This is a genomic window from Nocardioides insulae DSM 17944 (assembly GCF_000422825.1).
GTDB lineage: Bacteria > Actinomycetota > Actinomycetes > Propionibacteriales > Nocardioidaceae > Nocardioides > Nocardioides insulae.
In genome coordinates this window covers 507,948-528,938 of sequence record NZ_AUGU01000013.1, presented here as the reverse complement: position 1 = coordinate 528,938, position 20,991 = coordinate 507,948, and the positions used below count along the sequence as shown (strand labels likewise).

The window sequence follows — 20,991 nt, the reverse complement described above, 5'->3', positions numbered from 1 at the left end:
TCCTGGACCCTAGTGCGAGGGGGGCCGGGGGAGGACGAACTCCCACTCGGTGCCGAAGGGGCCGGTGGTGAGCTCGGCGGTGCCGCCGAGGTCGGTGATCCGTCCGCGGATCGACCCGGTGACGCCGAGACGGCCCTGGGCGGCGGCCTCGTCGAGCCGGCCTGCCGGGATGCCGGGGCCGTCGTCCCGCACGGAGAGCTCGAGCCGGTCCGGGAAGGCCTGGAGGAGCACCCAGGCCGGCGCCTGCGGGCCCACGTGGCGCTCGACGTTCTCCAGACAGGAACGGGTGGCGGCCACGATCTCCCGTGCGGTCGCCACCGGAAGGGCGACCGGGGTTCCGGGTGTCGAGACGGTGACGCGGTGGTCCCGCTCCAGCCCGACCAGCTCGGTGACCAGGTCCACCGATCCCGGCCCGGTGCTGTCGACGGCATCCTGGGCCTGGATGAGGGCACGCAGTTGGCGTTCCTGCCGGTCGGCCAGCACACCGAGCTCGGCCGCCTCGCCGCCGAGCTCCTTGCCGCGGCGCTGGACCAGCGCGAGCACCTGTAGGACGCCGTCATGGACGGCCCGGGCCAGCCGGGCCCGTTCCTCGGCCGCCGCCGCGGAGCGCTCCGCCCGATCACGCTCCGCGGCGAGCCGCTGCAGCGACGCGCACATGTAGCCCACGATCGGGCCACCGATCACGAGCAGGAACGCGTGCCCGTACTCCGCCTGCCCGACCTCGGGGCGCACCACGAGATCGGTGACGGCGAGCACCGTCCCGGCGATCAGCCCCCCGATCACCCGGTAGTGGATCGCCCACGCCAGCAGCGCCCCGATCACCCAGTAGCCGGGCACGCTCGCCTGGAATCCCGGGCCCTTCACCACGGGAGTGGCCAGCAGCAGGGCCACGGCGACGGCGAGGTCGGCGCCCAGCAGCAGCGCCGTACGACGCCGCGGCCCCGCGTACGCCCAGGTCGTGAAGCCGGTCCAGGCGATCATCACCGCCACGCAGGCGGCCCCCGCCGCGGGACGCTCGAAGTTGCCGGCGCGGTAGATGTTGAGGCCGACGGCGTTGAGCAGGACGACGGCGCGGAGCACCGCCAGCGCGCCGAAGAGCCGGTTCTCGACGGCTACGGCAGCGCTGGGAGTCGTGCTCACACTGCGCAGCATCGCACCCGCAGGCACCGGAGACCTGAGTATGCGTACGGATGTCAGGCCCCCGACGCCGCACCGAGACTCGATGGCATGGAAACCACGACACCAGCCACCAAGAACACCATGGCCTTCTTCGTCCAGTCGGCGCTCGCCTTCGGCCTCGCCCTTGCCTTCCTGCTGATCGCGATCCTCTACCTCCCCGCGGACCCGTGGCCGAAGGCCTTCCTCGCGCTGGGCACGATCTTCCTCACGACCTCCTCCTTCAGCCTCGCCAAGTGCGTCCGGGACGCCCAGGAGTCGCAGCACGTCGTCTCCCGTCTCGACCAGGCGAGAGTCGACCGGATCCTCGCCGAGCACGACCCCTGGAAGGACGTCGCCTGAGCCCGGGGCCACCGGTCGGCCCCTGGTAGGAGGTGCCGGCGCGGTGGACCCGGTGGCGGCACCCGACCTCGACGGAATCGGTCGGTCGCGCCTCGGTCGGGGCCCCCGAGCCCCCTGACCCTCCCGGGGCGCCGAGCGGTACGCCGACCGAGCGTGTCGGGCTCCCCGGTCGGGCTACCCGGTGGAGCTGCTCGTGCGGCGTACCGCGGCGGCGTCAGAGTTCGCGGGAGGGACCGAAGACCTCGTAGTGGATCCGGTCGGCAGGAACGCCGCGCTGGAGCAGGGTGGAGTGGACCGAGGACATGAACGGCACCGGGCCGCAGAGGTAGACCTCGGCGTCGGTCGGGATCTCGACCTCACCCAGGTCGATCAGGCCGGTGCTCAGACCGGGCTCGGCCGCCCGCTGGCCGAGCTGCTCGTACCAGCGCAGCAGCCGGGCCCGGGGGAGTTCGGAGACGAGCTCGTTGAGCTCGGCTCGGTGCGCGTGCCGGGCGGGGGAGCGGTCGGCATGCAGGACCATCACCGGGCGCTGGGATCCGGTCCGCCTGAGGTAGCGGAGGAAGCCGATCATCGGGGTGATGCCGATGCCGGCGGAGACCAGGACCAGTGGGTTCTCCCCGTCCCGGAGGGTGAGCTCACCGAACGGTGCGGACACCTCGACCGTGTCGCCCTCGAAGAGGTTGGCGTGCAGATGGTTGGACACCTCGCCCGCCGGCTCGGCCCCGCCGTCGACCTCGCGGGCGGGCACCGCCTTGACCGAGATGCCGACCGCGTCGGGGGCAGGCACGCTGGTCACGCTGTACTGCCGGATCTGGCGGGCACCGTCCGCCATCGGCGCGGCCACGGAGACGTACTGGCCCGGATGGGGCCGGTGGATCTCGGTGCCGTCGATGGTGGCCAGCACGAACGAGACGGTGTCCGGCGACTCCTGCACCCGGCGCCGGACCACGAGGGTGTGGAAGGCCTGGGCGGGGTCGACCCCGGCCTCGGCGTACAACTCCTTCTCCGCCGCGATCAGGGCGTGCGCCATGTGCCAGTAGACCTCGTCCCAGGCCGCGGCCACCTCGGGGGTGACCGCGTCCCCGAGCACCTCGACGATGGCGGCGAAGAGGTGCTCGTGGACGATCGGGTACTGCTCCTCGGTGATCCCCAGGGACGCGTGCTTGTGCGCGATCCGGGGCAGTACGTCGGCCGGGTCCGGGCCGTCCTCGGCGACCAGCAGGGTCGCGTACGCCGCCACCGCGCCGGCCAGCGCCCGCTGCTGGTCACCGCGTGCCTGGTTGCCCCGGTTGAACAGGTTGCGCTCGAGGTCGGGGTGGGCCGCGAACAGCCGACGGTAGAACTTCGGGGTGATCTCACCGATGGCGCCGCCGACGACGGGCAGGGTCGCGCGGACGATCTCGGTCGAGGTGGGGGAGAGCATGGCGGTGTTCCCTTCGGTTGGTGGTGCGGGAGGACTCAGCCGGCGGGCCGAGCGGTCAACTGGAGGAGCAGGGTGCGGGTGGGGCCGTCGCTGACCTCGGCGACGGAGATCGGGTCGAGGGCCGCGTAGAACGCCTCCTGAGCCTGCCGGAGCGCGGTGCGCAGCCGGCAGCCAGCGCGCAACGGGCAGGGGACGGCGCCCTCGCAGGCGACTACGTCGCCGGAGCCTTCCAGTGCCCGCACGATGGTGCCGACGGAGAGTTCGTGGGCGTCCCTGGCGAGACGGAGTCCGCCGGTGCGGCCGCGGCGGGTCTCGACCACCCCGAGCTTGCCCAGTGCGGTGGTCACCTTGGCGGCGTGGCTGGGCGGGACTCGCAGTTCCTCGGCCAGTGCTGCACTGGTCGTCGAACGCCCCTCGTCCAGGACCGCCAACCGCATGGTCATGCGGAGCGCGAGGTCGGTGAACGCGGTCAGCTGCACGACCCCACAGTAGATAATCCACATCCCAGATGCGTTAATTCTGGCCGTGATCCCTGCCACCGCCGGCGTCGGACGGTGGTGTCCGATTCCCGCCAGTGCTCTCGTGGTCGCGCAGGCATGATGGTGGTCATGAGTGCAGTCGTCGGTCGAGCCCACCTCGACCCCGAGTCGTGCTACCGGGCGGTGAAGTCGCGCGACCGGCGCTTCGACGGGGTCTTCTACACCGCCGTGCGCACCACCGGCATCTACTGCCGGCCGAGCTGCCCCGCGCGGACGCCGGCCTACGCCAATATCACCTTCCACCCGACCGCCGCCTCGGCCCAGGCGGCCGGCTACCGAGCGTGCAAACGGTGCCTGCCCGACGCCACCCCCGGCAGCCCCGAGTGGGACGTCGCCGCCACCGCCGCCGGACGCGCCATGCGGCTGATCGCCGACGGCGTGGTCGACCGGGAGGGCGTTCCCGGATTGGCCCGCCGGGTCGGCTACACGCCTCGCCACCTCACCCGGATCCTCACCGCCGAACTCGGCGCGGGCCCGCTCGCCCTCGCCAGGGCGCGTCGGGCCCAGACCGCCCGGGTGCTCATCGAATCCACCGGACTCGGCTTCGCCGAGGTGGCCTTCGCGGCCGGCTTCTCCAGCGTGCGTCAGTTCAACCAGACCCTCCGCGAGGTGTACGCCGCCACGCCGTCGCAGTTGCGCGGCGCCCGGCGTACCCGCCGGAGAAGCGACGACGCGCCCGACGGCAGCCTGGTCATGCGGCTCGCCGTCCGCACCCCCTTCGCCGGGCAGGCCCTGCTCAGCTTCCTGCGCGACCACGCCGTACCGGGGCTGGAGACCGCCGGGGACGGGTGGTACGCCCGGACCATCGACCTGCCGCACGGTCCCGGCGTCCTACGTCTCGATCTCGGCGACGACCTGCGCCAGGGGGAGACCGGCTTCGTGCGGGCGACCTTCCGGCTCACCGACCTCAGCGACACCACCGCCGCGGTCGAGCGTGCTCGGCGCCTGCTCGACGCGGACTGCGACCCGACGGCGGTGGGGGAGGCGTTCGCCGGTGACCCGCTGCTGGGCCCGCTGGTCCGTCACCGGCCCGGGCTGCGCGTGCCCGGGTGCGTCGACGGGCCGGAACTGGCGATCCGCACGGTCGTCGGCCAGCAGGTCTCGGTGGCCGGAGCCTCGACCGTGCTGGGCCGCATCGTCCTGGCTCATGGCCGGGCGGTCGAGACCGGGATCGACGGGCTCACCCACCTCTTCCCCACCCGCGACGAGCTCGCGGCCCTCGACCCCGGGACGCTGCCGATGCCGCGGGCGCGCGGCCGTGCGCTGGTCGGGTTGGCCCGGGCGCTGGCCGAGGAGGGGGGTGGCCTCCCGCTCGACCGCGGCGGCGATCGGGCGCAGGTCCGGGACCGACTGCTCGCGCTGCCCGGCATCGGGCCCTGGACGGCCGACTACGTCGCCCTCCGCGCGCTCGGACACCCCGACGTCTTCCTCCCCACCGATGTCGGCGTCCGTCGTGCTCTCAGCCGACTCGGGGCGCCGCCGGCCGACCCGTCCGGGTGGCGGCCCTGGCGCTCCTACGCCCTGATGTATCTGTGGAACTCCCTGGAGGCAGTGTGATGTGGACCATGATCGACTCCCCGGTGGGCCGGCTCCGGCTGATCGAGCAGGATGGCGCGATCAGCGCGATCGAGTTCGAACCCCACGACGACCGACGAGTGCGCGGCCCCCGAGCCGATGACCACCCGCTGCTGGTCGAGTGCGCCAGCCAGTTGGCAGCGTACTTCGCCGGCGAGCTGACCGACTTCGACCTGCCGCTCGCGGCCGAGGGTACCGAGTTCCAGCACCTGGTGTGGGCCGAGCTCCGCCGGATCGGCTACGGCTCCACGGCGACGTACGGCGAGATCGCCGCGCGCCTCGGGAAGTCCAACGCTGCCTCCCGCGCCGTCGGCCTGGCCAACGGCCGCAACCCGATCCCGATCGTGGTGCCCTGTCACCGGGTGATCGGCGCCGACGGCACGCTCACCGGGTACGCCGGCGGGCTGGACCGCAAGCGGGTGCTCCTCGCCCTCGAAGGCGTGACCCAGCCTGCCGACGAAACGCCCGCGCTCTTCTGACACCGCTCGCTGCGGACTACGCAGGCAAGGACTCACCCGCACTGTTCTGACCGGTCACCACGGCCCCGACGGCCGAGGCCCGGTGACGATCCTCCGGCCGCAGCGAGGTCTGACGGCACCGCCGATGGCGCCTCCTTGTGCCGGCAGCGTGATGGTCGGGCGATGAGACCTCTCGGGACCAGCACCAGTCCACGGCGATCTGCTCACCCGGTCCGTTGCGAGACCACGAACGGACAGGCGAAGGGGTCGCGGTCGCCCAGGCCGACCCGGTTGAGGTGGCGCACCACGATGCCGTAGGACTCGATCAGCCCGGCCTCGGTGTAGGGGACCCCCTGCTCGGCGCAGTACGCCCGCACGAGTGGACGCGCCCGGCGCAGGTTGCCGCTCGGCATGCTGGGGAACAGATGGTGCTCGATCTGGAGGTTGAGCCCGCCCATCAGCAGGTCGACCCCGCGGCCGCCGCGGATGTTGCGCGAGGTCAGGACCTGCCGGGAGAGGAAGTCGATCCTGGTGTCCCGCGGGACCAGCGGCATGCCCTTGTGGTTCGGGGCGAAGCTGGCGCCCATGTAGACGCCGAAGACGACCAGCTGCACAGCCAGGAAGGCCGCGCCCAGACCTGCCCCCAGTACGGCCACCACCAGCGCCGGCCAGCCCAGCAGCCGAACGGCCAGGAGCGCGGCCTCGGTACGACGATGCTTGAGTCCCGGGTCGCCCAGCACGGTGCGCACCGCACCCACATGGAGGCTGACACCCTCGAGCGTGAGCAGTGGGAAGAACAGCCAGCCCTGTCGCGCGGTGAGCCAGCCCAGCACCCCGGTACGCCGGGCGGCGTCGTCGGGGGTGAACAGCAGGACGCCGGGGCGGATGTCGTCGTCAGCACCCACCTTGTTGGGGTTGGCGTGGTGACGGGAGTGCTTGCGCATCCACCAGCCGTAGCTGAGGCCGACGACCAGATTGCCCAGCACGCGGGCGGCCCACTCGTTCTTCGGGCCCGAGGCGAAGATCTGTCGATGCGCGCCGTCGTGGGACAAGAACGCGGTCTGGGTGAACAGCACCCCGAAGGCGGCCGCGACGAGCAGTTGCCACCACGTCTGGCCGAGTGCGAGGAGGGCGATGAGGGCGAGGGCGAAGCCGGCACCGAGCAGGAGGGTGCGGGCGGCGTACCGGCGGGGTAAACGGTCCAGGAGCCCCTTCTCCTTGATCCGGCGGGACAGGTCGGCGTAGGCGGACACCTGGCGGTGCGCCTGGGGTGGCAGTGCTGTCATGGCCGGGACGCTAGGGAGCAGGTTCGCCCGGGCGCGTCACTCCCGAGAGCCATCCGACCCCCTACCCGGGTAGGGGACCGACCGCCGCACCGACGGCGGTTCACCGCGCCAGCCCGCGGAGTCGGGCCAGGGCGAGCGGGAGGCATAGCGCCGTGATCGCCAGCGGCCACGCCACGGCCATGGGTACCGCGTGGTCGGCCACCCACGACGCCGACGGGCCGGCGGGGTTGCCGAACAGATCGCGGATCGCGACCACGGTGGCCGACAGCGGGTTCCAGCCTGCGGGGCCGGCCAGCCAGCCGGGCATGAGATGGGTGGGTACGACGGTGTCGGCCACCATCGCCAGCGGGAAGACCAGCGCGAAGTACTTCATCGCGGCCTCGGGGCCGCTGACCAGCAGCCCCAGCAGGATGCCGACCCAGGAGCAGGCCGCGCGCAGCAGGATCAGTAGTGCCAGGGCCGCGAGCACCGGGCCGGGGCCACTGTGCCACTGCCATCCGAACAGCACGCCGAGCCCCATCAGGATGGCCAACTCCACCAGCGCGACGAGGACGTCAGCCAGCGACCGACCGGCCAGGAACGCGACGGGAGACATGGGCAGCGACCGCATCCGGTCGAGGACTCCGCCACGGACATCGGCGGCCGTGGCGATGGTGGTGTTGCCGATGCCGAAGGCCATGGTGAGCGCGAAGAGTCCCGGCAGGAGGAACTCGCGATACTCGGTCCCGGGCACGGCCATCGCCGCCCCGAGGGCGTCGCCGAAGACGAACCCGAACATGGCCACGGCCAGCACGGGGATCATGAGGGTGCCCAGCAACTCATCGGGGCGCCGGAGCAGGTGCCACAGGTGGCGCCGAGCCACCACCCAGGTGTCGGCCGCGGCCCAGGCGAGGCGCGAGCTGCGGGAGGCGGCTACGACGGTCGGCGCGCTCATCGCCCCTTCCCCTCACGGATCGGCCCGGCGGTCAGGCGGAGGAACACGTCGTCCAGGTCGGGGCGGCGCAGGGAGACGTCGTCGGCCTGCAGCCCGGCCTCGTCGAGGGTGCGGGCCAGGCGGCCGAGTGCTCCGACCCCGCCGCGCACCGGCGCGGAGATCCGGCGAGCGGCCGGGTCGATCTCGGGGGCGGCACAGAGCGCGGCGGAGATCGAGCCGGCCGCCGCCGCGAGGTCCCGTCCCGCGGGTACCGCGACCTCGAGCCGGCTGCCGCCGACGCGTGCCTTCAGCTCCGAGGGAGAGCCCTCCGCTACCACCCGGCCTCGGTCCATCAGCGAGATCCGCGAGCACAGCCGGTCGGCCTCCTCGAGGTACTGGGTGGTGAGCAGCACGGTGGTGCCCGACGCGGCCAGCTCGCGGACCGCGTTCCACACCTCGTTGCGACTGCGCGGATCCAGGCCGGTGGACGGTTCGTCGAGGAAGAGCACGTCCGCACCCCGGATCAGGCTGACCGCCAGGTCGAGCCGGCGGCGCATGCCGCCGGAGTAGTTCCGGACCGGGCGATCGGCGGCGGCCTCCAGATCGAAACGCTCCAGCAGCGCCCCCGCGCGCCGCCGCGCCGCGCGGGCGCGGAGGTGGTGCAGCCGGGCGAACATCTCCAGGTTCTGCCTGCCGCTCAGGACCTCGTCCAAGGCGGCGTGCTGGCCAGCGAGGCCGATGCGGGCGCGTACCCGGGCAGGATCACTGGCCACATCGCATCCCGCGACCCGCGCGCTGCCGCCGTCGAGGCGGACCAGCGTGGCCAGGATCCGTACGGCGGTGGTCTTGCCCGCCCCGTTGGGCCCGAGCAGCCCGTGCACGGTGCCGGGGGCGACGGCCAGGTCGAGGCCGTCCAGGGCGGCACCGCGGCCGGGATAGTGCTTGCGGACGCCCTCGGCGAGGATGGCTGCGTCGCGGCGATCGGTGCTCATGCGGCGGCCACCTCCGTGTCGGCGCCGAGCCGCGTGTGCCGCGGGAGCGGGATGACCGCAGACGTTCCGGGCGCGGTCACCTCGTCGTAGCGACCCACGGCGATGCGGGTGATGTTGCGCAGCGACTCGCTGTGCTCCGCGTAATAGCCGCAGTGACCGGTGACATCGCCGGTGCCGAACCGGGTGGCGCCCAGTGCGGGGTGCAGGGGAGCGCGACCGAGCCCGATCCGGCGGAACCTGCCGCGGGGGAACAACCGGATCCAGTCGGAGTCGGCCTGCGCCGCCCACAGCCGGGTAGCTGTCCCGAGCTCGTGGCGCCGCCAGACGCCCATCCCGGGACTCCCCAGCGCCACGCAGTCCTGGGCGCGGCCCGCGGCGAGGGCGAGCCCGCAGACCGTGCTGCCGTAGCTGTGGCCGATCAGGGTGAGGTGGGCGGCGCGCGGTAGTACCCGGGTGAGCTCGGCCAGGTCAGCCGCTCCGGCCCGGGCCGGGCCGTTGGACACCGCGGCGGCCAGCCCCCGGGGCGCGTGATAGCCCACCCACACCACGACGGCCACGCGACTGCCGGGGGCGAGGGCCTGCATCGTTCGCAGCAGCAGTTCGCCCCGGGCGCGGGGGGCTACCGGTCCACGCTCGGTGAAGTAGTTCCCCAGGTGGTGGCCGTTGCCCGGCACGAGGATCGCGATGTGGTCGGCGAGGGCGACCTCGCCGAGTGCCTCCACGACCCGCGTGCCACCGGGAGGGTCACAGGCAAGGAGGCGACGACCCTCGGTCTCGAGCAGGCGGTATCGGAGCGGTCGATCGCCACGAGGCGGCAGTGTCGAAGTGGTCATGACCGGGACGCTAAGGAGCAGGTCTCGCGGCCCGCGTCACTCCCGAGTGCCGTTCCGCACCCCTACCGGCGTACTACCTCAGGCCGCCCGAACACCCCCGGCGTACGACGCGCTCCGGTCGCCCGCGCGCCTAGGCTGCCGACCATGACGCCGGTGGAGAGGATACGTACGCGGGCCCTGTTCGCGGGTGTCTCGGAGCGGTGGATCCAGCTGCTGCCGTGGGCGGTGGCGTTCGTGCTGTGTGTCGTCCTGCTGCCCACCACCAGTCACGTGCTCCGCGACTGGGGACTGAACAGCGGCGTCGCGAACGCGCTGGCGGTGGCGCAGACGGCACCCCTGCTGCTCGCGGTCCTCCGCCCGCTCCAGGCCTGGTACGTGATCTTCGGCGCCGACATCGTGGGCGCGCTGGCCCTGCTCACCGTCGAACAGGACGGGGTGGTCTGGCCCTTCCCGCCGATGGAGATCGTCGGGTACGTCGCCCTCTGCCTCGCCCTCGGCCTGCGCGAGCCGCGCCGCACCCTCGTGCTGGTGTGGCTGATCACGGCCGGCGCGAACGCCACCCTCGGGCTCCTCGCGCCGGAGGACACGGACGGTGCGAACCCGCTCATCACCGTCCTCAGCGGGGTGGCGCTGCTGCTCGGAGGAGCACTCCGCGAGCGGTACGACGCGCAACGCAAGCTGGCCGAGCAGGAGACCATCAGCGAGGCCGAGCGTGCCCGGCGCACCCTGCTGGAGGAACGCGCCCGCATCGCCCGCGAGCTGCACGATGTGGTGGCGCACCACATGTCGGTCATCACGGTGCAGGCGGACACCGCGCCGTACCGCCTCGACGGGGTGGCCCCGGACGTGCAGGAGGAGTTCGCCTCCATCGCCGCGGCCGCGCGAGAGTCGCTCGCCGAGATGCGACGACTCCTCGGCGTGCTGCGCAACGAGGACACGCACGGTGAGCTCGCGCCCCAGCCCGATCTCACCCGGATCGGCCACCTGGTGGAGGCGACGGTCCGGGCGGGTGTTCCGGTGGATTACAGCCCCTGCGAGGCCGCGGTGCCCGAGAGCGTGGGACTGGCGGCGTACCGCATCGTCCAGGAGGCGCTCGCGAACGTCGTGCGGCACGCACCAGGTGCCCCGACGCGAGTCTCGGTCACCGCAGGCGACGGCGAGGACGGCGGGTGGGTCACGCTGCTCGTCGTCAACGGACCTGCGCCCGGTCCGCCGGCTGCGCCGCTCGAGGAGGTCGGCACCGGGCACGGGCTGGTCGGTATGCGGGAGCGGGCCCGGCTCGAGGGTGGCACGCTCGACGCGGGGCCGCTGCCCGACGGCGGCTTCCGGGTGGCGGCCCGACTCCGCGTGACCGGAAGGAAGAGCACGCCATGATCCGCGTGATCATCGTCGACGACCAGGCCATGGTCCGGGCCGGCTTCGCTGCCCTGCTGGCCGCCCAGAGCGACATCGAGGTGGCGGGTGACGCCCCGGACGGCGCGCAGGGCGTGGCGCTGAGCCGGCGTACCCATCCCGATGTCGTGCTGATGGATGTCCGCATGCCGGAGATGGACGGGCTCGAGGCGACCCGCCAGCTGCTCTCTCCTCCGCCCGGGGTGATGCACCGGCCGCGCGTCCTGATGCTCACGACCTTCGACGTCGACGACTACGTCTACGAGGCGCTCCGGGCCGGCGCGAGCGGCTTCCTGCTGAAGGACGCGCCGCCGGCCGACCTGATCGCGGCGGTGCGCGTCGTGGCGGCCGGCGACGCGCTGCTCGCCCCCTCCGTGACGCGCCGCCTCATCGCTGACTTCGCCCGGCAGCGCCCGGTCGCGCGTGGCGAGGCAGCGCTGCGGCTCAAGGTGTTGACCGAGCGCGAGACCGAGGTGCTCACGCTGGTCGCCCGTGGTCGGTCCAACGCGGACATCGCGAAGGCACTGTTCCTGGCCGAGCAGACCGTGAAGACCCACGTCAGCCGGGTGCTCACCAAGCTCGATCTGCGCGACCGGGCGCAGGCGGTCGTCGTCGCCTACGAGTCGGGACTGGTGGTGCCGGGCGAGTGAGGATGCTGCGGGTAGTCCGGGACGAAAAGCCCGCCCAACCCGCCCAGGAGTGATGCTTTGCGTCCCGGACTATCCCGGCGGGGAATGAGGGAGGGTCCAGCCCGGGCGTACGGAACTCACTCCGCGGCGGCTCGGCGCAGGGACTCCGAGAGGCGTTCGGCGGCGGCGAGGACGGCGGGGGCGTGCATGCGGCCGGGCTGGCGGGTGAGCCGCTCGAGGGGGCCCGAGACGGAGACGGCGGCGATCACCTTGCCGCCGGGCGACTTCACCGGCGCGGAGACCGAGGCGACGCCGGCCTCGCGCTCTCCGATGGACTGCGCCCAGCTCCGGCGGCGGATGCCGGAGAGGGCGGCGGCGGAGAAGGCGGCGTTCTGCAGGCCGCGGTGGAGACGATCCGGGTCCTCCCAGGCGAGCAGCACCTGGGCGGCCGAACCGGCCCGCATGGAGACCTGGGAGCCGACGGGGATGGTGTCGCGCAGGCCGGAGGGGCGCTCGGCGGCGGCGACACACACGCGGTGGTCGCCCTGGCGGCGCCACAGTTGAGCGGACTCGCCGGTGATGTCCCGCAGGCGGGCCAACACCGGGCCGGCGGTGGCGAGCAGGCGGTCCTCACCGGCCGCCGCGGACAACTCGGCGAGCCGCGGCCCCAGCACGAACCGGCCCTGCATGTCGCGGGCGACCAGACGGTGGTGCTCCAGGGCGACGGCGAGACGGTGTGCGGTGGGGCGCGCCAACCCGGTGCCGGCGACGAGGCCAGCGAGGGTCGCGGGACCCGATTCGAGGGCGGTGAGCACGAGGGCGGCCTTGTCGAGGACGCCGACGCCGCTGGAGTTGTCCATATGCCAAGACTAATGTCTCACTTGCTGGGATGCAAGGGCTAGACTCTGAGACGTAGTCAGGAGCACGGTCGAGAGATCGGCTCATCATCAGGTGAGGCCTCGCCGGGGCCGACTCGAAGGAGAGTCCAAAGATGGGTAAGACCCTGTCGGAGAAGGTGTGGGACGAGCACGTCGTCCGGTCGACCACGGGAGAGCCCGACCTCCTCTTCATCGACCTCCACCTCGTCCACGAGGTCACGAGTCCGCAGGCGTTCGACGGCCTCCGGCTGGCCGGTCGCCAGGTGCGCCGCCCCGATCTCACCCTGGCCACCGAGGACCACAACGTGCCCACGGTCGACTGGGACAAGCCGATCGCCGACCCGGTGAGCCGCACCCAGGTCGAGACGCTGCGCAAGAACACCGAGGAGTTCGGCGTACGCCTGCACCCGCTCGGTGACATCGAGCAGGGCATCGTGCACGTCGTGGGCCCCCAGTTGGGTCTGACCCAGCCCGGCATGACGATCGTGTGCGGCGACTCGCACACCTCCACCCACGGCGCGTTCGGTGCGATCGCGTTCGGCATCGGCACCTCCGAGGTGGAGCACGTGCTCGCCACCCAGACGCTGCCGCAGTCGCCGCTGAAGACGATGGCGGTCACGGTCAACGGCTCCCTCCCCGAAGGGGTCTCGGCCAAGGATCTCATCCTCACCATCATCGCCAAGACCGGCACCGGCGGCGGCCAGGGCTACATCGTCGAGTACCGCGGTCAGGCGATCCGCGAGCTGTCCATGGAAGCCCGGATGACCGTGTGCAACATGAGCATCGAATGGGGCGCCAAGGCCGGGATGATCGCCCCCGACCAGACCACCTTCGACTACATCCAGGGCCGGCCGAACGCGCCGCAGGGGGCCGACTGGGACGCCGCCGTCGCGCACTGGAAGACCCTGGTCACCGACGACGACGCCGTCTTCGACCGGGAGATCGAGGTGGACGCCTCGGAGATCACCCCGTTCGTCACCTGGGGCACCAACCCGGGTCAGGGTGTGCAGTTGGGTGCGTCGGTGCCCTCGCCGTCCGACTTCGCGGACGAGTCCGCGCGGGCCGCGGCCGAGAAGGCGCTCACCTACATGGGCCTCGAGGCCGGCACCCCGATGCGCGACATCAAGGTCGACACGGTCTTCCTGGGCTCGTGCACCAACGGCCGGATCGAGGACCTCCGCGCGGCGGCGGAGGTGATCCGTGGCCACCACGTCGCCGCGGACACCCGCCTGCTCGTGGTGCCCGGCTCGGCCCGGGTCAGGCTCCAGGCCGAGGACGAGGGCCTCGACGTCGTCTTCAAGGACGCCGGCGCAGAATGGCGCGGCGCCGGGTGCTCGATGTGCCTGGGCATGAACCCCGACATCCTGGGTCCGGGCGAGCGTTCGGCCTCCACCTCCAACCGGAACTTCGAGGGCCGGCAGGGCAAGGGGGCGCGCACCCATCTGGTGTCGCCCCAGGTGGCCGCCGCGACCGCCGTACGCGGCACCCTGTCCTCCCCGGCCGACCTCGTCCCCGCCGCCGTCTGACACTCCCCGGACGCGCCGGCGCGCGACCGAGCCTGCGAAAGGTTCCCTGATGGACAAGTTCACCACCCACACCGGCATCGGCGTACCGCTGAAGCGGAGCAACGTCGACACCGACCAGATCATCCCCGCCGTCTACCTCAAGCGGGTGACCCGCTCGGGGTTCGAGGACGGCCTGTTCGCCGCCTGGCGCAACGACCCGGAGTTCGTCCTCAACCAGCCTCGGTACGACGGCGGCTCGGTGCTCGTCACCGGCCCCGACTTCGGCACCGGCTCCTCCCGCGAGCACGCGGTCTGGGCACTGCAGAACTACGGGTTCAAGGTCGTCATCAGTTCCCGCTTCGGCGACATCTTCCGTGGCAACTCCGGCAAGGCCGGCCTGCTCGCGGCCCAGGTCGACGAGAAGGTCGTCCAGGCCCTGTGGACCTACCTCGAGGACAACCCGGGCGGGCGGATCACCGTCGACCTGGAACAGCGCACCATCGCCACCGACGACGGTTCGGTCGAGGACTCCTTCGACATCGACGACTACACCCGCTGGCGCCTGCTCGAGGGGCTCGACGACATCGGCATCACGCTGAGCCACGACGACGACATCGCCACCTACGAGGCGACCCGTCCGAGCTGGAAGCCCGCCACTCTCTGACGCGCTCTCGGCTGGGGTGCGGCCCACGTCGCCGCGGCCGCGTCGGCGCACCCCGGCTGACCGACCCCGACGGGTTCGGCCGACGTCACCCCAACACCAGACCGGCACGCAGCGCGGCCAGCAGGGTGCGGGGACCGAGGCCGAGTGGGGCGGCGGCGCGGAGGGCGTCCAGATCGTCGACGTCGCGGCGCAACGATGCCAGTTCGCCCGGGATGGGGCGGGCGCCGGCGCGCTGGTGAGCGGCGGCGGAGCCCGCGCCGAACCGGGGGACGAACCGGTCCAATGGCGCGGTGAAGAGCGTGGTGCCGAGCCCCTCGGCGTCGGCGACGTACGCCGCGGAGGGGCCTGCTCCGGCGAGGGCGAGGTCCAGGTCGGCGGGACGGAGCGCGGGCAGGTCGGCGCAGAGTGCGACCGGTGACCAATGTGGCCAGCGTCGGGCCGCCTCCGCGGCTCCCTGGGCCAGCGAGGCGTTGAGGTCACCGCTCACTCCGTCGGGGATCGCCGCGCACCCGAGAGCGGCGAGCTCGCCGGAGAAGAAGGCGTCGTCGGTGATCACCAGGACGGCCCCGACGTGCCGGCTCTCCAGTGCGGCCGCTGCGGTGTCCAGGGCGAACGCGGCGGCCAGGTCCCGCCTGGTCTGCTCCCCGAGCCCGCGGAGGCGGGACTTGCCGACCGCCGGGGGCTTGACCGGCAGCACCACCGCGTGGGTCGCCTCGCCATCGGTGACCATCGGGTCGCTCGCCACCCGCGGACCCGATGCGGTCTCGGCGGTGGGGGTGTGGGCCCGGTGGCTCCGGGTGGGCTGGTCGGACATCCCCGCGATCCTCTCAGGCGGAGGGGTCGCGGGACAGGTAGCCTCCTGCTCCGTGGGCAAGTACCGGAAGCTGCAGGAGCGACGGGGGTGGGCGTTCGGGCTCGCCGTGGCCATCGTGAAGCCAGTCCTGCTCGGCACCACCAAGCAGGACTGGACCGACGGGGCCAAGATCCCGGCCACCGGCGGCGGACTGCTGGTGCTCAATCACGTGTCCCACATCGACCCGCTGACCGCCGCCCACATCGTGTGGGAGCACGGTCGGATCCCGCGCTACCTCGCCAAGGCGGGACTGTTCAAGAACCGCGCGCTCGGCCGCTTCCTGCGCGCCGCCGGCCAGATCCCGGTCGAGCGCTCCTCGGCGGGCGCCCGGGCGTTCGACGACGCGGTCCGGGCGGTGCGAGCCGGCGAACTGGTCGTGGTCTACGTCGAGGGCTCGATCACCAAGGACCCCGCCGGCTGGCCGATGGTCGGCAAGTCCGGCGCGGCCCGGATCGCCCTGACCACAGGCTGCCCGGTGATCCCGATCGGACAGTGGGGCGCGCAGCAGTTGCTGCCGGCGTACACCGCCAAGCCCAAGCCGTTCCCACGCAAGACGATCCACATGAAGGTGGGAGACCCCGTCGAGCTCGAGGATCTGGTCGGCCACACCGACGTCGCCGCGGTGCGTGAGGCGACCGGCCGGATCATGCACCGGATCCTCGACCTGGTGGGCGAGGTCCGTGGGGAGCAACCTCCCGCCGAACTCTATGATCCGCGCAAGCACGGGGTGAGCTCGACCGGCAATCCCAACAAGTCCACGAAGCGGCAGCCGCCGAAGACCGGACCCGACACCGAGGAGGACCATTCGTGAGCAAGAGGATCGCGGTCTTCGGGGCAGGCTCGTGGGGTACGGCGTTCTCCATCGTGCTCGCCGACGGCGGCAACGACGTCACCATCTGGGCCAGGCGGGAGGAACTCGCCACCGCGATCACCCAGACGCACGAGAACCCCGACTATCTCCCCGGCATCGAGCTGCCGCCGGGCATCGCGGCCACGACCGACGTCGAGCGGGCGCTCGCCGGAGCCGACACGGTGGTGCTGGCCGTGCCGTCCCAGTCGCTGCGCACCAACCTCACCGAGTGGGCGCCGTACCTCCCGGCCGATGTCACCCTCGTCTCCCTGATGAAGGGCATCGAACTCGGCACGCTCGACCGGATGAGTCAGGTGATCGCCGAGGTCACCGATGCCGACCCGCGCCGGATCGCGGTGGTCAGCGGCCCCAACCTCGCCAAGGAGATCGCCCGCCGAGAGCCGGCGGCGTCGGTGGTCGCCTGTGCGGACGAGGAGGTCGCCAAGACCCTGCAGAGCCGGATCCACTCGCCCTCCTTCCGTCCCTACACCAGCACCGACGTCCTCGGCTGCGAACTCGGTGGTGCCTACAAGAACGTCGTCGCGATCAGCGTCGGCATGGCCGTCGGCCTCGGCTTCGGCGACAACTCCACCGCCTCGGTGATCACCCGCGGATTGGCCGAGACCGCCCGCCTGGCCATCGCGATGGAGGCCAACCCGATGACCCTGATGGGCCTGGCCGGGCTCGGCGACCTGGTGGCCACGTGCTCCTCGCCGCTCTCGCGCAACCGCACCTTCGGCGAGAACCTCGGCCGCGGCAAGTCCGCCGCCGATCTGTTCGCCAGTGGCCGCCAGGTGGCCGAGGGGGCCAAGTCGTGCGCCTCGATCCGCGCCCTCGCCGAGCGACACGGCGTCGACGCCCCGGTGGCGCAGTACGTCGACGACGTGATCGCCGGCCGTCGGACGGTCCAGGAGACGATGGACGACATGCTCGCGCGCGAGACCAAGGCCGAGACCGAGTGACCCGCCCCGGACCGGGTTGAACTGCGCGAGCGCGGCGTGCTCACCGGTGCGCGCGGCAGTCGGGGTGCATCGGTTGGCGCGCGCGACACGCTGCCGCGGGATTCAACCGGACAGAAGCTGACCGATGAGTGTCTCGACACGGCGCCGGATCTCGTCGCGGATGGGGCGCACCGCGTCGATGCCCCGCCCGGCAGGGTCGTCGAGGACCCAGTCCTCGTAGCGTTTGCCCGGGAAGTAGGGACACTCGTCACCGCAGCCCATCGTGATCACGACGTCTGAGTCCGCGACGGCCTCGCCGGTGAGCACGGTGGGCTGTTCGGCGGCGATGTCGATCCCTTCCTCGAGCATCGCTCGGACGGCGACCGGATTGATCCGGTCGGCGGGCTGGGAGCCGGCCGAGAGGACCCGGACACGGTCTGCGGCGAGGTACTGGAGATATCCGGCGGCCATCTGGGACCGGCCTGCGTTGTGGACGCACACGAACAGGACGGTGGGTTTGGTGCACTCGGCCGCGTCGGCGGTCATCGGTTCGCCTCGTTGAGCGGGCCCGGGGAGGTCGTGGGCGGGGAGTAGCGACGGCGCAGCCACAGCGCGACGTAGACGAGGGCGACGAGGACGGGGACCTCGATGAGCGGACCGACGACGCCCGCGAGGGCCTGTCCGGAGGTGACTCCGAAGACGCCGATCGAGACGGCGATGGCCAACTCGAAGTTGTTGCCGGCGGCGGTGAAGGCAAGGGCGGTGGTGCGCTCGTAGGTCATCCCGAGTCGCTTGCCGAGGAAGAACGAGCCGAACCACATCAAAGCGAAGTACGCCAGCAGCGGTAGCGCGATCCGGGCGACATCGAGGGGCTGGTTGGTGATCGTGTCACCCTGGAGGGCGAACAGCACCACGATGGTGAAGAGCAGTCCGTAGAGCGCGGCGGGACCGATGCGGGGAAGCACGGTGGTCTCGTACCAGTCGCGGCCCTTTGCCCGCTCGCCGAGGGTGCGGGTGAGGAACCCGGCGAGGAGAGGGATGCCGAGGAAGATCAGCACCGACTTCGCGATACCCCACACGGACACGTCCAGCCCCACCGTCCGAGGGAGACCGAGCCAACCGGGGAGCACCTGGAGATAGAAATAGCCGAGCCCGGCGAAGGCGATGATCTGGAAGACCGAGTTGATCGCCACCAGGATCGCGGCCGCCTCGCGGTCGCCGCAGGCGAGATCGTTCCAGATCAACACCATGGCGATGCAGCGCGCGAGACCGACGATGATCAACCCGGTGCGGTAGGCGGGCAGATCGGGCAGCAACAGCCAGGCGAGGGCGAACATGAGCGCCGGCCCGAGGATCCAGTTGAGCAGGACCGAGGTGATCAGCATCGGCTTGTCGGTGGTGACCTGACCGAGTTCGTCGTAACGGACCTTGGCCAGGACCGGGTACATCATCACCAGCAGGCCGATCGCGATCGGTAGGGAAACAGAGCCGACCTCGACCTTCGCCAATCCGTCGTCCAGGCCCGGGATGAGTCGGCCCAGCAGGAGGCCCAGTGCCATCGCGCCGATGATCCACACCGGCAGGAACCGGTCGAGCGTGGAGAGCCGCTGGAGGACCGGTGCGTCGGGCGAGGCGCCGTGGAGTTCGCGCACGGAGCCGCTCATTCAGCGGGCTCCGGCCGGGGCCGACGCCTCGCCGGCCGCGCGGACGACGCCGAAGAGGTTGGCGACCGCCGCGACCGCGTCGGGGTTGACGCGGTAGTACACCCAGGTGCCCCGCTTGGTGCGGTCCAGTAGTCCGACCTCGTGCAGCACCTTGAGATGGTGGCTGATGGTGGGCTGGGAGAGATCGAAGGCGTCGTTGAGGTCGCAGACGCACGCCTCCGCGTTCTCGTGGGCGGCGACGAGCGACATCAGTCGCAGCCGCACCGGGTCCGCGAGCGCCTTCAGTAGTGGCGCGATCCCTTCCGCGGCCTCCTTGGACAGCGGCGTGGACATCAGCGGTGAGCAGCAGGCGACCGCTTCGACGGGCGTGAGGTCAAGCATCGACATACCTCTATGTTGACGGATATCTATGTCCGTGGCAATGTGGCATATCGACATACATCAATGTACTGGAGGCGCATGATGTCCCGGATCCAGCTTGCTCTCAACGTCGAGGACCTCGATGAATCGATCGCGTTCTACTCGACCCTGTTCGGCACCGAGCCCGCCAAGATCAGGCCCGGGTACGCCAACTTCGCCGTGGCCGAGCCGCCGCTGAAACTGGTCCTCATCGAGAGTCCCGGGCAGGGCGGCAGCATCAACCACCTCGGGGTCGAGGTCGCCGACACGGACACCGTCGACACCGAGCAGACCCGCCTGCACGAGGCCGGGTTCGCCTCGGTCGACGAACGCGACACCGTCTGCTGCTACGCCAAGCAGGACAAGTTCTGGGTCGAGAACGCGCCCAACGGCGAGCGCTGGGAGATCTACACCGTCCTCGCCGACAGCGCCACCTTCAACGCGGTCAGCGAGACCGGCGACGGGTGTTGCGGCGCCGACGCGGAGGCCGTCCAGGAGCTCCCGCAACCGACCGCCGGAGCCTGCTGCTGAGGCCAGCTGCTGAGGCCATCTGTTGGTGGCCGCTCAGGGTGGGGTCGAGACCTCCCGCCGGAGCGGGTCAGCCGAGCCGGTCGAAGGCGGAGGACAGGTCGGCCCAGATGTCCTCGATGTCCTCGATGCCCACGCTGAGCCGGATCAGGCCCTCGGGGATCGTGGTCGGCTCGGCCTTCCAGCGCCGCCGCCGCTCGAAGGTGGACTCCACGCCGCCCAGTGAGGTGGCGTGGAGCCACAGCTGGGTCTTGTGCACCAGCAGGTCCGCAGCCAGCGCGCCACGGGTCATGACGATGGAGACCATCGCACCGAAACCGGGGTAGCGGACCTCCGCGACCTCGGGGTGCCCGTCCAGACGCCGGACGAGCTCGACGGCGTTGGCGGCCGCCCGCTCCATCCGCAGCGGCAGCGTGCGCAGACCGCGCAGCGCCAGGTAGGCCTCGAACGGGCCCGGGATGGCTCCCTGGAGGTCCCGGCGGCCCTTGAGCACGCCGTAGAGCTCGTCGGATCCGACCACCACCGCGCCCATCAGCACGTCGGAGTGTCCGGAGATGTACTTCGTCGCGGAGTGCACCACGATGTCGGCGCCCAGTTCGAGCGGCCGCTGGTAGACCGGCGTGGCGAAGGTGTTGTCGACCACCACGTAGGCCCCCGAATCGTGGGCGGCGGCGACGATCGCGGCGAGGTCGGCGATCTCCAGCGCAGGATTGGTGGGGGACTCCAGCCAGACCAGTGCGGCGTCCTCGCAGGCCGCGACGACGGCCTCGGTGTCGGTGATGTCGACCAGCTTCGAACGGAGCCGGCCGCGCGCCTCGAGATCGCCCAGGGCCAGCTGGGTGCCGGTGTAGGAGTGCTGGGGTGCCACCACGAGGGCGTCGTTGCCGACCAGGTCGAGCACCGTGGTGATCGCGGCCATGCCGGAGGCGAAGCTGAGTGCCCGGCCCCCCTCCAGCTCGCCGAGGGCCTCCTCGAAGGCGGCCCAGCTCGGGTTGCCGTAGCGGCCGTACTCGAGCTCACCTCCGGCGACGTAGGTCGAGGTCATCGTGATCGGCACGTTCACCGGCTGGTCGGCGGCCCGGTCGGGGCGACCGGCGTGGACGGCGATGGTGGCGGGCTTTCGGCTATCGACCATGGGTCACAGACTATGG

General features: G+C 71.8%; 23 protein-coding genes. 10 read left to right on the top strand and 13 right to left on the bottom strand.

Annotation, left to right across the window (positions count from 1 at the left end; translation table 11 throughout):
- Positions 1-9: 9 nt before the first annotated feature.
- Positions 10-1,140 carry a MacS family sensor histidine kinase gene (gene macS, locus G515_RS0103150; protein WP_036554134.1) on the bottom strand — a complete coding sequence of 377 codons (1,131 nt, stop codon included), beginning with the start codon at positions 1,138-1,140 and terminating at the stop codon, positions 10-12.
- Positions 1,141-1,227: 87 nt separating this feature from the next.
- Here macS and G515_RS0103145 point away from each other — a divergent pair, with 87 nt between their 5' ends.
- Entirely contained in the window at positions 1,228-1,518 is a 291-nt protein-coding gene (locus G515_RS0103145; RefSeq protein WP_028658969.1) for a YiaA/YiaB family inner membrane protein, read from the top strand.
- A gap of 214 nt (positions 1,519-1,732) precedes the next feature.
- Here G515_RS0103145 and G515_RS0103140 read toward each other — a convergent pair whose 3' ends face one another.
- Both G515_RS0103140 and G515_RS0103135 read right to left on the bottom strand, forming a co-directional pair.
- The gene (locus G515_RS0103140; protein ID WP_028658968.1) at positions 1,733-2,941 is read right to left on the bottom strand and encodes a globin domain-containing protein; all 1,209 of its coding nucleotides are present in this window, start codon (positions 2,939-2,941) and stop codon (positions 1,733-1,735) included.
- Positions 2,942-2,976: 35 nt separating this feature from the next.
- Positions 2,977-3,420, bottom strand: coding sequence for an RrF2 family transcriptional regulator (locus tag G515_RS0103135; protein ID WP_028658967.1), 444 nt, complete (start codon positions 3,418-3,420; stop codon positions 2,977-2,979).
- A gap of 129 nt (positions 3,421-3,549) precedes the next feature.
- On the opposite strand from G515_RS0103135, the gene G515_RS0103130 reads away from it, so the two are divergent.
- Both G515_RS0103130 and G515_RS0103125 read left to right on the top strand, forming a co-directional pair.
- Positions 3,550-5,037 carry a DNA-3-methyladenine glycosylase 2 gene (locus tag G515_RS0103130; RefSeq protein WP_028658966.1) on the top strand — a complete coding sequence of 496 codons (1,488 nt, stop codon included), beginning with the start codon at positions 3,550-3,552 and terminating at the stop codon, positions 5,035-5,037.
- Between the two features lie 8 nt (positions 5,038-5,045).
- Complete coding sequence (locus G515_RS0103125) at positions 5,046-5,534, top strand: methylated-DNA--[protein]-cysteine S-methyltransferase (RefSeq protein ID WP_342662828.1); 489 nt, start codon at positions 5,046-5,048, stop codon at positions 5,532-5,534.
- A 203-nt stretch (positions 5,535-5,737) separates the two neighbouring features.
- Here G515_RS0103125 and G515_RS0103120 read toward each other — a convergent pair whose 3' ends face one another.
- From G515_RS0103120 to G515_RS19265, 4 genes are all read right to left on the bottom strand, one after another.
- Positions 5,738-6,799 (bottom strand): fatty acid desaturase family protein, encoded by a 1,062-nt coding sequence (locus G515_RS0103120; RefSeq protein ID WP_028658964.1) that lies wholly within the window; start codon positions 6,797-6,799, stop codon positions 5,738-5,740.
- A 100-nt stretch (positions 6,800-6,899) separates the two neighbouring features.
- Positions 6,900-7,733 (bottom strand): ABC transporter permease, encoded by an 834-nt coding sequence (locus tag G515_RS19270; protein ID WP_036553826.1) that lies wholly within the window; start codon positions 7,731-7,733, stop codon positions 6,900-6,902.
- Entirely contained in the window at positions 7,730-8,704 is a 975-nt protein-coding gene (locus G515_RS0103110; protein WP_028658963.1) for a daunorubicin resistance protein DrrA family ABC transporter ATP-binding protein, read from the bottom strand. The genes G515_RS19270 and G515_RS0103110 overlap by 4 nt, the downstream gene beginning before the upstream one ends.
- Complete coding sequence (locus G515_RS19265) at positions 8,701-9,537, bottom strand: alpha/beta hydrolase (RefSeq protein WP_084652993.1); 837 nt, start codon at positions 9,535-9,537, stop codon at positions 8,701-8,703. Before G515_RS19265 ends, G515_RS0103110 begins: the two co-directional genes overlap by 4 nt.
- 144 nt (positions 9,538-9,681) lie before the next feature.
- Between G515_RS19265 and G515_RS0103100 the strand changes: the two genes are divergently transcribed.
- Positions 9,682-10,911 carry a sensor histidine kinase gene (locus G515_RS0103100; RefSeq protein ID WP_028658962.1) on the top strand — a complete coding sequence of 410 codons (1,230 nt, stop codon included), beginning with the start codon at positions 9,682-9,684 and terminating at the stop codon, positions 10,909-10,911.
- Entirely contained in the window at positions 10,908-11,579 is a 672-nt protein-coding gene (locus tag G515_RS0103095) for a response regulator (RefSeq protein ID WP_028658961.1), read from the top strand. The genes G515_RS0103100 and G515_RS0103095 overlap by 4 nt, the downstream gene beginning before the upstream one ends.
- 116 nt (positions 11,580-11,695) lie before the next feature.
- Here the strand turns inward: G515_RS0103095 and G515_RS0103090 are convergent, their stop codons facing one another.
- Positions 11,696-12,418 carry an IclR family transcriptional regulator gene (locus tag G515_RS0103090; RefSeq protein WP_028658960.1) on the bottom strand — a complete coding sequence of 241 codons (723 nt, stop codon included), beginning with the start codon at positions 12,416-12,418 and terminating at the stop codon, positions 11,696-11,698.
- Between the two features lie 131 nt (positions 12,419-12,549).
- Between G515_RS0103090 and leuC the strand changes: the two genes are divergently transcribed.
- Together leuC and leuD are read left to right on the top strand one after the other, a co-directional pair.
- Entirely contained in the window at positions 12,550-13,962 is a 1,413-nt protein-coding gene (leuC, locus tag G515_RS0103085) for a 3-isopropylmalate dehydratase large subunit (protein WP_028658959.1), read from the top strand.
- A gap of 49 nt (positions 13,963-14,011) precedes the next feature.
- On the top strand, positions 14,012-14,605 hold the full coding sequence (leuD, locus tag G515_RS0103080) for a 3-isopropylmalate dehydratase small subunit (RefSeq protein ID WP_028658958.1): 594 nt from the start codon (positions 14,012-14,014) through the stop codon (positions 14,603-14,605).
- An 85-nt stretch (positions 14,606-14,690) separates the two neighbouring features.
- Here the strand turns inward: leuD and cofC are convergent, their stop codons facing one another.
- Positions 14,691-15,419: a 2-phospho-L-lactate guanylyltransferase gene (cofC, locus tag G515_RS0103075; RefSeq protein ID WP_245565175.1), complete on the bottom strand. Its 729-nt coding sequence runs from the start codon at positions 15,417-15,419 to the stop codon at positions 14,691-14,693.
- A gap of 52 nt (positions 15,420-15,471) precedes the next feature.
- On the opposite strand from cofC, the gene G515_RS0103070 reads away from it, so the two are divergent.
- Positions 15,472-16,269 carry a lysophospholipid acyltransferase family protein gene (locus G515_RS0103070; RefSeq protein WP_028658956.1) on the top strand — a complete coding sequence of 266 codons (798 nt, stop codon included), beginning with the start codon at positions 15,472-15,474 and terminating at the stop codon, positions 16,267-16,269.
- Entirely contained in the window at positions 16,266-17,270 is a 1,005-nt protein-coding gene (locus G515_RS0103065; protein ID WP_028658955.1) for an NAD(P)H-dependent glycerol-3-phosphate dehydrogenase, read from the top strand. The genes G515_RS0103070 and G515_RS0103065 overlap by 4 nt, the downstream gene beginning before the upstream one ends.
- A 102-nt stretch (positions 17,271-17,372) precedes the next feature.
- On the opposite strand, the gene G515_RS0103060 is transcribed toward G515_RS0103065, so the two are convergent.
- From G515_RS0103060 to G515_RS0103050, 3 genes are read right to left on the bottom strand one after another with little or no spacing between them, the layout of a single operon-like run.
- Complete coding sequence (locus G515_RS0103060; protein WP_028658954.1) at positions 17,373-17,795, bottom strand: arsenate reductase ArsC; 423 nt, start codon at positions 17,793-17,795, stop codon at positions 17,373-17,375.
- A complete protein-coding gene (arsB, locus tag G515_RS0103055; protein ID WP_028658953.1) occupies positions 17,792-18,913 on the bottom strand; it encodes an ACR3 family arsenite efflux transporter in 1,122 nt (373 codons plus the stop codon). Before arsB ends, G515_RS0103060 begins: the two co-directional genes overlap by 4 nt.
- On the bottom strand, positions 18,914-19,300 hold the full coding sequence (locus G515_RS0103050) for an ArsR/SmtB family transcription factor (protein ID WP_028658952.1): 387 nt from the start codon (positions 19,298-19,300) through the stop codon (positions 18,914-18,916).
- Positions 19,301-19,372: 72 nt separating this feature from the next.
- Between G515_RS0103050 and G515_RS19260 the strand changes: the two genes are divergently transcribed.
- Positions 19,373-19,843 carry an ArsI/CadI family heavy metal resistance metalloenzyme gene (locus tag G515_RS19260; protein ID WP_245565172.1) on the top strand — a complete coding sequence of 157 codons (471 nt, stop codon included), beginning with the start codon at positions 19,373-19,375 and terminating at the stop codon, positions 19,841-19,843.
- A gap of 67 nt (positions 19,844-19,910) precedes the next feature.
- Here G515_RS19260 and G515_RS0103040 read toward each other — a convergent pair whose 3' ends face one another.
- Positions 19,911-20,975 carry a trans-sulfuration enzyme family protein gene (locus G515_RS0103040; RefSeq protein ID WP_028658951.1) on the bottom strand — a complete coding sequence of 355 codons (1,065 nt, stop codon included), beginning with the start codon at positions 20,973-20,975 and terminating at the stop codon, positions 19,911-19,913.
- Positions 20,976-20,991 lie beyond the last annotated feature (16 nt).

What these genes read in the sequence shown, in the direction of transcription:
- G515_RS0103145 (WP_028658969.1), top strand. Translation starts at nt 1,228, where the DNA reads ATGGAAACCACGACACCAGCCACCAAGAACACCATGGCCTTCTTCGTC.
- G515_RS0103140 (WP_028658968.1), bottom strand. Translation starts at nt 2,941, where the DNA reads ATGCTCTCCCCCACCTCGACCGAGATCGTCCGCGCGACCCTGCCCGTC.
- G515_RS0103130 (WP_028658966.1), top strand. Translation starts at nt 3,550, where the DNA reads ATGAGTGCAGTCGTCGGTCGAGCCCACCTCGACCCCGAGTCGTGCTAC.
- G515_RS0103125 (WP_342662828.1), top strand. Translation starts at nt 5,046, where the DNA reads ATGATCGACTCCCCGGTGGGCCGGCTCCGGCTGATCGAGCAGGATGGC.
- G515_RS0103120 (WP_028658964.1), bottom strand. Translation starts at nt 6,799, where the DNA reads ATGACAGCACTGCCACCCCAGGCGCACCGCCAGGTGTCCGCCTACGCC.
- G515_RS19270 (WP_036553826.1), bottom strand. Translation starts at nt 7,733, where the DNA reads ATGAGCGCGCCGACCGTCGTAGCCGCCTCCCGCAGCTCGCGCCTCGCC.
- G515_RS0103110 (WP_028658963.1), bottom strand. Translation starts at nt 8,704, where the DNA reads ATGAGCACCGATCGCCGCGACGCAGCCATCCTCGCCGAGGGCGTCCGC.
- G515_RS19265 (WP_084652993.1), bottom strand. Translation starts at nt 9,537, where the DNA reads ATGACCACTTCGACACTGCCGCCTCGTGGCGATCGACCGCTCCGATAC.
- G515_RS0103100 (WP_028658962.1), top strand. Translation starts at nt 9,682, where the DNA reads ATGACGCCGGTGGAGAGGATACGTACGCGGGCCCTGTTCGCGGGTGTC.
- G515_RS0103095 (WP_028658961.1), top strand. Translation starts at nt 10,908, where the DNA reads ATGATCCGCGTGATCATCGTCGACGACCAGGCCATGGTCCGGGCCGGC.
- G515_RS0103090 (WP_028658960.1), bottom strand. Translation starts at nt 12,418, where the DNA reads ATGGACAACTCCAGCGGCGTCGGCGTCCTCGACAAGGCCGCCCTCGTG.
- leuC (WP_028658959.1), top strand. Translation starts at nt 12,550, where the DNA reads ATGGGTAAGACCCTGTCGGAGAAGGTGTGGGACGAGCACGTCGTCCGG.
- leuD (WP_028658958.1), top strand. Translation starts at nt 14,012, where the DNA reads ATGGACAAGTTCACCACCCACACCGGCATCGGCGTACCGCTGAAGCGG.
- cofC (WP_245565175.1), bottom strand. Translation starts at nt 15,419, where the DNA reads ATGTCCGACCAGCCCACCCGGAGCCACCGGGCCCACACCCCCACCGCC.
- G515_RS0103060 (WP_028658954.1), bottom strand. Translation starts at nt 17,795, where the DNA reads ATGACCGCCGACGCGGCCGAGTGCACCAAACCCACCGTCCTGTTCGTG.
- arsB (WP_028658953.1), bottom strand. Translation starts at nt 18,913, where the DNA reads ATGAGCGGCTCCGTGCGCGAACTCCACGGCGCCTCGCCCGACGCACCG.
- G515_RS0103050 (WP_028658952.1), bottom strand. Translation starts at nt 19,300, where the DNA reads ATGTCGATGCTTGACCTCACGCCCGTCGAAGCGGTCGCCTGCTGCTCA.
- G515_RS19260 (WP_245565172.1), top strand. Translation starts at nt 19,373, where the DNA reads ATGATGTCCCGGATCCAGCTTGCTCTCAACGTCGAGGACCTCGATGAA.
- G515_RS0103040 (WP_028658951.1), bottom strand. Translation starts at nt 20,975, where the DNA reads ATGGTCGATAGCCGAAAGCCCGCCACCATCGCCGTCCACGCCGGTCGC.